The 12,224-nt window shown below is 67.5% G+C and carries 12 protein-coding genes; 9 read left to right on the top strand and 3 right to left on the bottom strand.

Annotated features, from left to right (window positions below; all coding sequences use genetic code 11):
• Window positions 1–35 precede the first annotated feature (35 nt).
• The 7 genes from SP6_RS09585 (at window position 36) to SP6_RS09555 (ending at window position 8,479) form a co-directional block, all read left to right on the top strand.
• On the top strand, window positions 36–419 hold the full coding sequence (locus SP6_RS09585; RefSeq protein ID WP_037569844.1) for a GtrA family protein: 384 nt from the start codon (window positions 36–38) through the stop codon (window positions 417–419).
• Between the two features lie 4 nt (window positions 420–423).
• Entirely contained in the window at window positions 424–1,152 is a 729-nt protein-coding gene (locus tag SP6_RS09580) for a class I SAM-dependent methyltransferase (protein WP_007406677.1), read from the top strand.
• 86 nt (window positions 1,153–1,238) lie between these two features.
• Entirely contained in the window at window positions 1,239–2,348 is a 1,110-nt protein-coding gene (locus tag SP6_RS09575; protein ID WP_007406662.1) for an 8-amino-7-oxononanoate synthase, read from the top strand.
• Window positions 2,345–2,965, top strand: a complete 621-nt coding sequence (bioD, locus tag SP6_RS09570) for a dethiobiotin synthase (RefSeq protein ID WP_007406693.1) — start codon at window positions 2,345–2,347, stop codon at window positions 2,963–2,965. Before SP6_RS09575 ends, bioD begins: the two co-directional genes overlap by 4 nt.
• Window positions 2,962–4,209: an adenosylmethionine--8-amino-7-oxononanoate transaminase gene (locus SP6_RS09565; protein WP_007406661.1), complete on the top strand. Its 1,248-nt coding sequence runs from the start codon at window positions 2,962–2,964 to the stop codon at window positions 4,207–4,209. The genes bioD and SP6_RS09565 overlap by 4 nt, the downstream gene beginning before the upstream one ends.
• A gap of 71 nt (window positions 4,210–4,280) precedes the next feature.
• Complete coding sequence (locus tag SP6_RS09560; protein WP_233420097.1) at window positions 4,281–7,730, top strand: glycosyl hydrolase 2 galactose-binding domain-containing protein; 3,450 nt, start codon at window positions 4,281–4,283, stop codon at window positions 7,728–7,730.
• Window positions 7,727–8,479 carry an SGNH/GDSL hydrolase family protein gene (locus SP6_RS09555; RefSeq protein ID WP_007406678.1) on the top strand — a complete coding sequence of 251 codons (753 nt, stop codon included), beginning with the start codon at window positions 7,727–7,729 and terminating at the stop codon, window positions 8,477–8,479. The genes SP6_RS09560 and SP6_RS09555 overlap by 4 nt, the downstream gene beginning before the upstream one ends.
• Here the strand turns inward: SP6_RS09555 and SP6_RS09550 are convergent.
• Both SP6_RS09550 and SP6_RS09545 read right to left on the bottom strand, forming a co-directional pair.
• Window positions 8,458–8,877 (bottom strand): PaaI family thioesterase, encoded by a 420-nt coding sequence (locus SP6_RS09550; RefSeq protein ID WP_007406659.1) that lies wholly within the window; start codon window positions 8,875–8,877, stop codon window positions 8,458–8,460. The two genes, SP6_RS09555 and SP6_RS09550, sit on opposite strands and share 22 nt — an antisense overlap.
• Entirely contained in the window at window positions 8,874–9,284 is a 411-nt protein-coding gene (locus SP6_RS09545) for a PaaI family thioesterase (RefSeq protein WP_227876564.1), read from the bottom strand. Before SP6_RS09545 ends, SP6_RS09550 begins: the two co-directional genes overlap by 4 nt.
• Window positions 9,285–9,346: 62 nt before the next feature.
• Between SP6_RS09545 and SP6_RS09540 the strand changes: the two genes are divergently transcribed.
• Window positions 9,347–10,132, top strand: coding sequence for a crotonase/enoyl-CoA hydratase family protein (locus tag SP6_RS09540; protein WP_007406676.1), 786 nt, complete (start codon window positions 9,347–9,349; stop codon window positions 10,130–10,132).
• A 79-nt stretch (window positions 10,133–10,211) separates the two neighbouring features.
• On the opposite strand, the gene SP6_RS09535 is transcribed toward SP6_RS09540, so the two are convergent.
• A complete protein-coding gene (locus SP6_RS09535) occupies window positions 10,212–10,667 on the bottom strand; it encodes a peptidylprolyl isomerase (RefSeq protein ID WP_007406660.1) in 456 nt (151 codons plus the stop codon).
• 116 nt (window positions 10,668–10,783) lie between these two features.
• Between SP6_RS09535 and mgtE the strand changes: the two genes are divergently transcribed.
• Window positions 10,784–12,196, top strand: coding sequence for a magnesium transporter (mgtE, locus tag SP6_RS09530; RefSeq protein ID WP_037569850.1), 1,413 nt, complete (start codon window positions 10,784–10,786; stop codon window positions 12,194–12,196).
• Window positions 12,197–12,224 lie beyond the last annotated feature (28 nt).

Raw genomic sequence — 12,224 nt, 5'->3', positions numbered from 1 at the left:
TTCAGCATCAGATCGATCGGTGGCGGAGCAGCGGCATGCTCGGCCAGTTGATCCGGTTCGGGATTGCGGGCGGATTGTCGACGGTCGTCTATTCGGCGGTCTATCTGCCGCTGACCGCCTGGGTGCTGCCCGAGTCGCAAGCCGTGCTGGCGGTGCCGCCATCCTTCCTGGTCGCGGTGATCTTCGGCTTTTTCTTGCACAGCGCATGGAGCTTTCGCGGCCACGGAAGCCGCGATTCGAGCGGCAAGCAGCATCTGAAATTCCTCGTCGTCCAAGGCTTTGGCCTTGCCCTCAACGCGCTCTTCACCTGGATCGTGACGGGCCTCTTGCATCAACAACCCTGGGTCGCGCTGATCCCGGTGGTCACGATCACGCCGATCGCGACCTTCGCGCTCAACCGCCAATGGGTCTTCGGATAAGTTCATGGACCGTATCGTTTACGACCGCATGGCGGCGCATGATTCCACCCATTGGTGGTACCGCGCCCGTCGCGACATTCTGGCCGATTATCTGACCCGCTATGGCAAGCTGCCCAAGGCCGCCCGCATCCTGGAGATCGGTTGCGGCACCGGGCATAATCTGCCGATGCTGGCCGCGTTCGGCACGGTCGACGCGATCGAGATCGATCCCGCCGCGCGCGCCATCGCGTCGGAGCGACTCGGCCGTCCGGTCGGCGATGCGCCGCTGCCCGAGCTGCCGGGGATCGAGCGCGACGCCTATGACCTGATCGCGGTGCTCGATGTCGTCGAGCATATCGAGGATGATGTCGCCGCGCTCGCCGCGATGAAGGCGTGCCTCAAGCCGGGTGGCAAGATCCTGATCGCGGTCCCGGCGCATCAATGGATGTGGTCGGCGCATGACGTGGTGAACCATCACCATCGTCGGTATTCGAAGACGACCTTGGGGTCCGCGATCGAGAAGGCGGGCCTGAAACCCCGCAAGCTCGGCTATTTCAACTCGCTGCTCTTCCCGCTCGCCGCGGCCGCGCGGATCGCCGGACGGATCACGGGGCGCGACGACAGCGACGACTCGCCACCGCCCGCGCCGCTCAACAAAACGTTCGAGGCGATCTTCCGGTTGGAGCGGCATCTGGTCGGCCGTGTGCCGATGACCCCGGGGGTTTCGATCGTGACCTTGGCGGAGCCTGCCTGACGGCGGGTGGAGCGAAGTCGAAGGCCACGGGAATCCCTAACCTTTCCGGGTTCCGCTCTCCTGCCTAGCTGGGTAGGGAAGCCCCCATGCTGGACTTTCATCGCGCCGATCTGGCCCGACTGGCCGCGCGGGACCGATTGCGGGTGCTGGCCCCGCAGCGTGGCAAGGATTTCGCGTCCAACGATTATCTGGGCTTGGCGAACAGCCCCCGCCTCGCCGCCGCCATCGCCGCCGCGGTCGAGGAGGGCGTCCCCGTTGGGTCGGGCGGATCGCGATTGCTGCGCGGCAATCACCCCGAACATGAGGCGCTGGAGGCGGACGCCGCCGCGTTCTTCGGGGCGGAGGCGAGCCTGTATTTCTCCTCGGGCTACGGTGCCAATGTCGCGATCCTGGCGACGCTGCCACAGCGCGGCGACCTGATCGTCCACGACTCGCTCGTCCATGCCAGCATGCATGAGGGGATGCGCCTGTCGCGTGCCGAGGCCGTGGCGGCGGCGCATAACGATGCATCGGCCTTCGAGGATGCGATCCGGGCATGGCGCGACCAGGGCGGCAAGGGCACCGTGTGGATCGCGGTCGAAAGCCTTTACAGCATGGACGGCGACACCGCGCCGCTCGCCGATCTCCAGGCGGCCGCCGATCGGCACGATGCGATGCTGGTGGTGGACGAGGCGCATGCCACCGGCGTCTTCGGCGAGCGGGGACAGGGGCTGAGCATCGCAGGCGAGCGGGTGGTGACGCTCCACACCTGTGGCAAGGCGATGGGCTGCGAGGGTGCGCTGGTCGCCGGGCCGACGATCGTGCGCGACTATCTGGTCAATCGCGGGAGGGGCTTCATCTTCTCGACCGCGCCCTCGCCGCTGATGGCACGCGGGGTGCGCGAGGCGCTTCGCATCCTGGCCGACGAGCCCGAGCGGCGCACCGCGCTGCACGACCGGATCGCGCTGGCGGGCGCGCGGCTGGGCCGCCGCGGTGCGCTGGCGCAGGGCACGCCGATCCTGCCGCTGATCCTGCACGACAATGGCCGCACCATGCGCGCCGCTGAGGCGCTGCAGGCGCTTGGCTATGACATACGCGGCATCCGCCCGCCGACCGTGCCCGTGGGCTCGGCGCGGCTGCGGCTGTCGATCACTTTGAATGTCGAGGCGGCGGACATCCTCGCCCTCGACCAAGCATTGCAAGAGGTTCTGGCATGAGCGCCATCATCGTCACCGGCACTGATACCGAGATCGGCAAGACCGTCTTCTCCGCCGCGCTGACCGGCGCGTTGGGGGCGAGCTATTGGAAGCCGGTCCAGGCGGGAACCGACGAGGAAGGGCATGGCGATGCCGAGACGGTGTCGGCCCTGAGCGGACGTCCGGTCCTGCCCTCCGCCTATCGGTTGAAGACGCCCTGCTCGCCGCATCTGGCCGCCGAGATCGACGGGGTGACGATCGAGATCGATCGGCTGGTGCTGCCGCAGGTGGACGGGCCGCTGGTCGCCGAGGGGGCGGGCGGCGTGCTGGTGCCGGTGACGCGGCAGTTGCTGTTCGCCGATCTCTTCGCCCGCTGGGGCCGGCCGGTGGTGCTGGTCGCGCGGACCGGGCTGGGGACGATCAACCACAGCCTGTTGTCGATCGAGGCGTTGCGCGCGCGCGGCGTGGACGTGCTGGGGGTCGCGTTCGTCGGTGACGCAGTCGAGGATAGCGAGGCCACCATCGCCGCGATCGGCGGGGTGAAGCGACTCGGCCGCCTGCCGCGTCTGGCCACGCTAAATCGCGAGACACTGACCGAGGCGTTCGCGGCGCATTTCCGGAGCGAGGATTTCCGATGACCTCGCCGGTCTGGCATCCCTTCACCCAGCATGGTCTGGGCGAGCCGATTCCTAAGGTGGCTTCCGCCTCTGGCGCGGTGCTGACCACCGTCGATGGCCGCGAGGTGATCGATGCCATCTCTAGCTGGTGGGTGACCACGCACGGGCACAACCATCCCCGCATCAGCGCCGCCATCGCCGAGCAGGCAGGCAAGCTCGACCAGATCATCTTCGCCGGCTGGACCCATGAGCCGGCCGAGGAGGTTGCCGCCGAGCTGGTACGGATCACGCCGCCCAAGCTGACGCGGGTGTTCTTTTCCGATTCTGGTTCGACGGCGGTCGAGGTCGCGCTGAAGATGGCGCTGGGCTACTGGCTCCACCGGGGCGAGCCGCGCCACCGCATCCTCGTCCTCGAACACAGCTATCATGGCGACACGATCGGCGCGATGTCGGTCGGCGCGCGGGGGGTATACAACCAGGCTTATGCGCCGTTGCTGTTCGATGTCGGCACCATCCCCTATCCGACCGACATACAGGCGACGCTCGACACGCTGGAGGCGGAGTGCCGGGCGGGCGCGGCGGCGTTCATCGTCGAGCCGCTGGTGCTGGGGGCGGGGGGCATGCTCTTCTACGCCGCCGAAACGCTGGCCGCGATGCGTGAGATATGCGCGGCGCATGGCGTGCTGTTCATCGCTGATGAGGTGATGACCGGATGGGGGCGCACCGGCACGATCTTCGCCTGTGACCAGGCGGGCGTGGTCCCCGATATCCTCTGCCTGTCCAAGGGGCTGACCGGCGGTGCGGTACCGCTGGCGGTGACACTGGCGACCGAGGCGATCTTCCAGGCGCACTGGTCGGAAACCGATCGGTCGAAGCAGTTCTTCCACTCGTCCAGCTACACCGCCAACCCGATCGCCTGCGCGGCGGCGGCCGCCAATCTGGCGATCTGGCGCGAGGAGCCGGTGCAGGCGCGGATCGACGCGCTCGCCGAGCGGCAGCGGGCGCATCTGGCGACGATCGCGGGGCGGGATGCGGTGCGAAACCCGCGCGCGCTCGGCACCATCGCGGCGTTCGAACTGGGGGCGGGGCAGGATTATCTCTCCGATCTGGGACCCCGGTTGCTGGCCCATTTCCGGGAGCGCGATCTGCTCGTCCGGCCGATGGGCAATAGCATCTATGTCATGCCGCCCTATTCCATTACGCCCGAGCAACTGGCGCGCATTTGGGGCGGCATCGATGAGGCGATTGCCCGCTTCGGGAGTTGAGACGGGCCGGGGCCTTTGACTTTACGGCATTTCATTTGCTTTATCCGGCGACGATCGAAAAGGGAGCGGGCATGGGCGTGGCGAAGACTGGGGCGATGGGGGCTCTGGCATCGGTGACGGCGCTGATGTGGGGCCTGGCCGCCACCGCGCAGACGACCCCGCCCGCCGCCAACCCGGCCACCCCGCCGCTGGGCCCGATCAACGCCGATCTGCCGCAGGGCGGCGATGCCTATCGCCGCGCGATCGTCGCGAGCCCGGTGGTGGCGCCCAACTGGACATTGTCCGCCTGGGTCCAGCCGCGCGATGTCGTGTCCAAGGGCACGATGCTGATCGGGGGATTCGGCGATCCGGCCGGCGGCCCGCGCCGTTTCCTGGCGCTGGTCGACGGGAAGCCCGCGCTGGTGACCGAGGCCGGTGTGGTCCAGGGCGGCAGCGACGCCGATCGCAACAAATGGACGCATATTGCCGCCAGCTATGACGGTAAGGTCGTGCGGCTGTTCGTGAACGGGCGACAGGTGGTGCAGCGCGGCCTGACCCTGGCGCCCGTGCCCGGCGTCGCAACGCTGGCGCCGCGCGGCTATCTGCCCGTCTTCGCCGGCAAGGTGGTCGACTTCCGCATGGTGCGCGAGGTCGTCGATCCGCTGGCCATCCGCGTCGCCGCCAGGCGGGCGCCCGATCCGGCTCGCCTGGCGCTCCAGACCGGCAGCCCGAGCTGGCCCTATCAGACCCGCCAGATGCAGGGGCAGACCGCCCCGCAAGACGCCTGGACGCTCCCCCAGTCCAAGGCGCCGATCCCGACCAGCGGCACGGCCAAGCCCGAATCCAAGGACCCCCCACTGGTGTCCACCGCGACCGGCCAATGGGCGGTGAATGGCTGGCGGCTGATCGAGGCGGCCAAGATCGGCCCCGGCGGCGCCGATCTGTCGCAGGGCAATTATGATGCCGGCAAATGGTATGCGGCCACCGTGCCGGGCACGGTGCTGACCACGCTGGTCGATCGCGGCGTCTATCCCGATCCGGCGGTGGGGCTGAACAGCCTGTCCATCCCCGAGACGCTGGCCCGGCAGGATTACTGGTACCGCACCGAGTTCGACACGCCGCCCGAGGCCGCCGGGCGGCAGATGTGGCTGACCTTTAACGGCGTCAACTATTCCGCCGAGGTGTGGGTCAATGGCCGGATGGCGGGGACGATGAAGGGCGCCTTCATCCGGGGCCGCTTCCCCGTGACGCTGACGGCGGGGCGCAATGCCATCGCGGTCCGCGTCTCGCCGCCGCCACATCCCGGCCTCGCACATGAGGAATCGATGACGGCGGGGGTCGGCGAGAATGGCGGCGTCCAGATGCTGGATGGCCCGACCTTCGTCGCGACGGAAGGGTGGGACTGGATTCCCTCCGTCCGCGATCGCAACACCGGGCTGTGGCAGGGCGTGACGCTGGCCGCGACCGGCCCGGCGGTGATCGGTGATCCGCAAGTGGTCACGACGCTGCCCAAGCCCGACAATTCGGTCGCCGATGTCGAGATCACGGTGCCGGTCACCAATAACGGCCAGGCACCGGTGACGACGACCGTGCGCGCGGTGTTCGACGATGTCGTCGTCGAAAAGCCGGTGACGGTCGCCCCGGGCCAGACGGTGAAGGCCGTCCTGTCGCCGTCCGAATTCGCGCAGCTCTCGGTCAAGAATCCGCGCCTCTGGTGGCCCAATGGCTATGGCGAGCCGGCGCTGCACAAGCTGGCCCTGACGGCGGCGGTCGATGGCGCGCTGTCCGATTCGAAGGATGTCCGTTTCGGCATGCGGCAGGTGACCTATGACCTGTCGCTGTTCGACGGCGATGGCGATCTGGAGCGGGTGACGCTCGACCTCAACCGCGTCCGGGGGGCGCAGCGGATCATTGATACCAGCCACAAGGGCATCCGCAAGACGGCGAACGGCTGGGCGATGAGCTTCACACCCGGCGCGGACCAGTCGGCGGCCGTGACGAAGGTGCAGGACGATCCGCGCCTCGCCCCGTACCTCGTGCTGCGCGTCAACGGCGTGCGGATCGCCGCGCGGGGCGGCAATATCGGCATGGACGACTTCATGAAGCGCGTCGACCGTGCGCATCTGGAGCCGTTCTTCCGCCTCCACCGCGACGCGCATCTCAATATCATCCGCAACTGGGTGGGCCAGAATACCGAGGAGAGCTTCTTCGATCTGGCCGACGAATATGGCCTGATGGTCCTGTCCGACTTCTGGGAGTCGACCCAGGATTATAATATGGAGGCCGAGGACCCGCAGCTGTTCCTCGCCAACGCGACCGATGTGGTGCGCCGCTTCCGCAACCACCCCTCGATCGTCGCCTGGTTCGGGCGGAACGAGGGTGTGCCCCAGCCGATCCTCAATAACGGGCTCGACACGCTGCTGCGCGCCGAGGACGGGACGCGGCTTTACATGCCCTCGTCCAACGCGGTGAACCTGCAAGGCTCGGGGCCGTATAACTGGCGGCCGCCGGTCGAATATTTCACCGATCATGCCAAGGGCTTCTCGGTCGAGGTCGGCACGCCCTCGCTGCCGACGCTGGAGGCCTGGAAGCGCGCCATCCCGGCCGAGGCGGATCGCTGGCCGATCGGCGATGTCTGGGCCTATCATGACTGGCACCAGACCGGGAACGGCGCGGTCAAGAGTTTCACCGACGTGCTCGAACGCCGCTTTGGCCCCGCCACCGGCCTCGAGGATTTCGAGCGCAAGGCGCAGATGATGGAATATGAATCCTATCGTGCCATTTTTGAGGGGATGAATGCGGGGCTGTGGACCGAGAATTCGGGGCGGATGCTGTGGATGACGCAGCCCGCCTGGCCGTCTTCGGCGTGGCAGATCTTCTCGTCCGACTATGACACCCATGCCGCCTTTTACGGGGTGAAGAAGGCCGCCGAGCCGATCCATGTCCAGATGAACCTGCCCGATTACCGGGTGGTGTTGGTCAACAACACCCGTGACGCGCTGAAGGGCGTGCAGGTGCGCGCAAAGATCGTCGGGCTGGACGGCCGGTCCGAGGGCGAGCAGGAGGCGAAGATCGCTGCCAATGCCGAGGGGGTGACGCCGGCGCTGACCCTCGATCTCGCCTCGGCGATGAAGCGTGGGCCCGTGCTCGTCCGGCTGGAGGCGACCGATGCAGGCGGCCAGATCCTGTCCACCAACAGCTATTGGCAGGCGCAGGACGAGGCGGGCTACCGCGCGCTGACCGGCATGGGCGCGGCCACCGTCAGCGCGACCACCAGCCTGCAGGGCCAAGGCGAGGAGACGCTGGCCAATGTCACCCTGACCAATAGCGGATCGGTGCCGGCGATCGAGACCAAGCTGACCGTCATGAATGCGGACGGGACCCAGGTTCTGCCCGCCTATTTCAGCGACAATTACGTCACCCTGTTGCCCGGAGAGACGCGCGTGATCGAAATCCGTTACCCCTCCGCCAAGGCGGACAAGCCCAGCGTCGCGCTTCGCGGCTGGAACGTCACCGCCACCAGCGCGGAGCTGCGTCCGTGAGCCGCCTCGTCCTGGCCGCGCTGATGGCACTGACCTTCGCCGCGCCCGCATCCGCGCAGCAGAAGGAGACGGACGCGCAGCGCTGGACCCGCGAATGGGAGGAGCGGTTGCACAATGACTTCGGCTATCTGGCGCGCTACCGCGACGACAATGCGAAGCTCGGCGCGCCCGTGGCCGGACAGCCGCGCGTGGTCTTCATGGGCGATTCGATCACCGAGGGCTGGGTCGGCAAGATGCCGCAATTCTTCGTGCCCGGCCGGGTCGGACGCGGGATCAGCGGACAGACCACCTCGCAGATGCTGCTGCGCTTTCGTCAGGACGTGATCGATCTGCACCCGGCGGTAGTGCAGATCATGGCGGGCACCAACGATATCGCGGGCAACACCGGCCCCACCACCGATGCGCAGGTGCAGGCCAATATCATGTCGATGGTCGAGCTGGCGCAGGCGCATGGCATCCGCGTCATCCTGGCCTCGATCCCGCCCGCCGATCATTTCGAATGGAAGCCGGGGTTGAAGCCCGCGCCCCGTATCGCCGCGATGAATGCGTGGTTGAAGGATTATGCGAAACGGGTCGGGGCGACCTATGCCGATTACTGGTCGGCGCTGCATGTCGGTGACGCGCTGAACCCGGCCTTCGGCACCGATGGCGTGCATCCCAATGAAGCGGGCTATGCCGCCATGGCGCCGGTTGCCAATGCCGCGATCAAACAGGCGCTGGCCAAGCCTCAGCCGCGCAGGATGCGGTAGTTCAGCCGTGCGGTCGCGATCGGTTGGTCGCGATCCTCCTGCCAGGCGACCGCCTCGACATTGGCGGTGCGCTGGCCGAGACGCAGGATGATGCCGACCGCGCGGGTCGGATGCTGGTCGCGCCCGGTGCGCAGATAATTGGTGGTGATCGTCACCGGCTTGATCCGGGCGGACCCGTCGCCCGCCAACCGGTGGGTGAGCGCGGCGATCCCCGCCACCTCCAACAGGCCTGCGATCGCGCCGCCTTGCAGCAGCCCCGGCCAGCCCATCACATGCTCGCCGAACGGCATGACGAGGTGCGGATCGCCCTCGACCCAATCGATCGAACAGCCGAGCCATTCGGCATAAGGCGGCAGGACCATCGCCTGCCCAATCGCGGTGCGCGGGGGCGTGGTCATGCGGTCATTCCGATAAAGGTGCCCGCGACATGCGCGACCGGATCGTTGGGGTCGCCGTCATGCGCGATACCCCGGACAAAGGCGATGCTGCGCGTCAGCCGATAGCATTCGCCGCGCCCGATCACCGTCCGTTCGGGCACGGCGGGGCGCAGGTAATCGACCCGCAGGTCCAGTGTCACATGCGCCTCGAACTTGCCCCGCTTCAGCCAGACCGCCACGCTGGTCGCCATGTCCATCATCGCGACGATCGGGCCGGAGGCGATCACGCCGCTGGTCGGATCGCCGATCAGCCGCGCGTCATAGGGCAGCGCTAGTTCGGCCCAATCCTCGCCATGCGCGCGATAGGCGATGCCGAGCTGCTGGCCATGTCCGCCACCCAGGCCGCCCATCGCCACGAAGCGTTCCATATCGAACCCCATAAGCCCATGGTCTACACCGGGGGCATGCCCCAGCGCAAAAGGAGAGAGCGATGCAGGACCGGGTGACGATCGAGGTGACGGACGGCGTCGCCGATGTCCGGCTGGCGCGCGGGGAGAAGCTGAACGCGATCGATCGCGCCATGTTCGATGCGCTGGCGGAGGCGATCGCCACGCTGTCGGACCGGCCCGATCTGCGCGCGGTGGTGCTGTCGGGGAAGGGGGACGGCTTCTGCTCCGGTCTCGACATGGCGGCGATGGCGGGGGGCGATCTGGCGGGGCTGGACCTGTCGGCGCGGACCCATGGCCCGGCGAACCTCGTGCAGCAGGTGGCCTGGGGCTGGCAGACCTTGCCGGTGCCCGTGATCGCGGCGGTTCACGGCGTGGCGTTCGGCGGGGGGACGCAGATCATGGGCGGCGCGGACATCCGGATCGCGCATCCGGCGACCCGCTTCGCGATCCGCGAGGTGCATTGGGGAATCGTCCCCGACATGGGCGGCTTTGCGCTGTGGCGCGGCGTGCGCGAGGATGCCTTGCGCGAGTGGATCTATACCGCGCGCGAGTTCGATGCGGCCGAGGCGCTGGCGGCGGGGTTCGTCACGCGGCTGAGCGAGGATCCGCGCGGCGAGGCCCTGGCTTTGGCCGGTAAGATCGCCGAACGCAGCCCCGATGCGGTGCGCAGCGCCAAGCGGCTGTTCGGCACGATGGCGACCACCGAATCGGCGGCGATGCTGGCGATGGAAAGCGCCGAGCAGGTGGCGCTGATGCAGGGTGCGAACCACCGAGAAGCGGTGCGGGCGAATATGGAGCGGCGGCGACCGGCGTTCCGCGACGCCTGACCCATGTTCGTCATGACGGGCGGACATGAAAAAGGGGAGCCTCTTTCGAGACTCCCCCATTCCATCCGGCGCGCGAAGATTACTCCGCAGTCGCCTTGATGATCTTGCCCGGATTGCGGGGGGGCTCGCCCTTGGGAAGCGCGTCGACATGCTCCATGCCGCTCTCGACCTGGCCCCACACCGTGTACTGACGGTCGAGGAAGCGCGCGTCGTCGAAGCAGATGAAGAACTGCGAATTGGCCGAGTTCGGATCGTTGGTCCGCGCCATCGAGCAGGTGCCGCGCACATGCGGCTCGGCGTTGAATTCCTGCTTCAAATTGGGCTTGTCCGAACCCGACATGCCGGTGCCGGTGGGATCGCCGCCCTGCGCCATGAAACCGGGAATCACGCGGTGGAACACGACGCCGTCGTAAAAGCCTTCATTGGCAAGCCCGCCGATGCGCGCGACATGCTCGGGCGCCAGGTCGGGACGCAGGGTGATGACGACATCGCCGCTGTCGAGCGTCAGGGTCAGCTTGGAAAAAGTCTCGGCCATAAGGGTCTTCCTTGGTTGATGTGCCGCAGGTAGGCATTCCCGTGCCCGCTGGCAAATGCAGGCGCCTCGGGATAGAGGCGTGACATCGCGTTCATGTTCCATTGCGGGAGGCCGAGATCAGCGACACCGAACTCCCCGAACTCGAAGCCGAGGCCCTGCCACCCGAGACGCAACTCGACGAGGACGACCGGCTGAAGCCCGAATATGTGACGGCGGTCCTCGATGCGCTGGAGGCGGGTGACGACGAAGGCGCCCGCGCGCTGGTCGAGCCGCTGCACCCCGCCGACATCGCCGACCTGTTCGAGCTGGTGGGGGACGAGGAGCGCGTCAACCTCGCGCGCGCGGTCGCGGACCTGCTGAACGGCGACGTGTTCGCCGAGATGAACGACTATGTGCGCGAGCAGCTGATCCAAGCGCTCGAACCGCATGAAGTCGCCGACATCGCCTCCGAACTCGACACCGACGATGCGGTGGCGATCATCGAGGACATGGACGAGGACGAGCAACGCGCGGTGCTGCGCGCGCTCGACCCCGATGACCGCGCCGCGATCGAGGAGGCTTTGTCCTTCCCCGAGGAGTCCGCCGGCCGCCTGATGCAGCGCGAGCTGATCGCGGTGCCCGAACATTGGACGGTGGCCGAGACGATCGAGTTCCTGCGCGGCGACGAGGAATTGACCACCGACTTCTGGGAAATCTTCGTCGTCGATCCGGGCCACCGGCCGATCGGCACCTGTCAGTTGTCTTGGATCCTGCGCGCGCCGGGCGGAATCGCGATCGGCGACGTGATGAAGCGCGAACAGACGCTGATCCCGGTCGATATGGATCAGGAAGAGGTGGCGCTGCGCTTCCAGAAATATGCGCTGATCTCGGCCGCCGTGGTCGATGCCAGCGGGCGGCTGGTTGGTATGATCACCGTCGACGACATCGTTCACATTATCCAGCAGGAGGCGGGCGAGGACGTGCTGCGCCTGTCGGGCGCGGGCGAGGGCGACATCAACGAGCCGGTCTTCGACAGCTACAAGAGCCGCGTCCGCTGGCTGATCGCCAATCTTGTCACCGCGATGGTCGCCTCGTCGGTGATCGCCGCGTTCGAGGGGACGATCGCGCGGATGGTGGCGCTCGCCACGCTGATGCCGATCGTCGCGGGCGTGGGCGGCAATGCGGGGACGCAGACGCTGGCGGTGACGGTGCGCGCGCTGGCAACCAACCAGTTGACCCGGTCCAATACGGCGCGCGCGATCATGCGCGAGATTCGCGTGGCGATGATGAATGGCGCGACCGTCGCCGTGGTGATCGGACTGGGGGTCAGCCTGGTTTTCGCCAACCCCGCGCTGGGGCTGGTGATCGCGGCGGCGATGATGACCAATATCCTCGTCGCGGGGCTGGCGGGCGTGTTGGTGCCGGTGACGCTCGATCGGCTCGATGCCGACCCGGCGGTGGCCTCGTCGGTGTTCGTGACGATGACGACCGATTCGATCGGCTTCCTGGCGTTTCTGGGACTGGCGACCGCATCGGGGCTGACGGGGTGACATAAATTCCTCCCCTTGCAAGGGAGGA

The sequence above is a fragment of the Sphingomonas paucimobilis NBRC 13935 genome, assembly GCF_000739895.2.
GTDB classification, from domain to species: Bacteria; Pseudomonadota; Alphaproteobacteria; order Sphingomonadales; family Sphingomonadaceae; genus Sphingomonas; species Sphingomonas paucimobilis.
The sequence above is the reverse complement of the archived record's forward strand: the minus strand, read 5'-3'. Positions and strand labels throughout refer to the sequence as shown.

Coding starts and splice junctions, on each gene's coding strand:
- SP6_RS09585 (WP_037569844.1), top strand. CDS start 36: ATGCTCGGCCAGTTGATCCGGTTCGGGATTGCGGGCGGATTGTCGACG.
- SP6_RS09580 (WP_007406677.1), top strand. CDS start 424: ATGGACCGTATCGTTTACGACCGCATGGCGGCGCATGATTCCACCCAT.
- SP6_RS09575 (WP_007406662.1), top strand. CDS start 1,239: ATGCTGGACTTTCATCGCGCCGATCTGGCCCGACTGGCCGCGCGGGAC.
- bioD (WP_007406693.1), top strand. CDS start 2,345: ATGAGCGCCATCATCGTCACCGGCACTGATACCGAGATCGGCAAGACC.
- SP6_RS09565 (WP_007406661.1), top strand. CDS start 2,962: ATGACCTCGCCGGTCTGGCATCCCTTCACCCAGCATGGTCTGGGCGAG.
- SP6_RS09560 (WP_233420097.1), top strand. CDS start 4,281: ATGGGCGTGGCGAAGACTGGGGCGATGGGGGCTCTGGCATCGGTGACG.
- SP6_RS09550 (WP_007406659.1), bottom strand. CDS start 8,877: ATGACCACGCCCCCGCGCACCGCGATTGGGCAGGCGATGGTCCTGCCG.
- SP6_RS09545 (WP_227876564.1), bottom strand. CDS start 9,284: ATGGAACGCTTCGTGGCGATGGGCGGCCTGGGTGGCGGACATGGCCAG.
- SP6_RS09540 (WP_007406676.1), top strand. CDS start 9,347: ATGCAGGACCGGGTGACGATCGAGGTGACGGACGGCGTCGCCGATGTC.
- SP6_RS09535 (WP_007406660.1), bottom strand. CDS start 10,667: ATGGCCGAGACTTTTTCCAAGCTGACCCTGACGCTCGACAGCGGCGAT.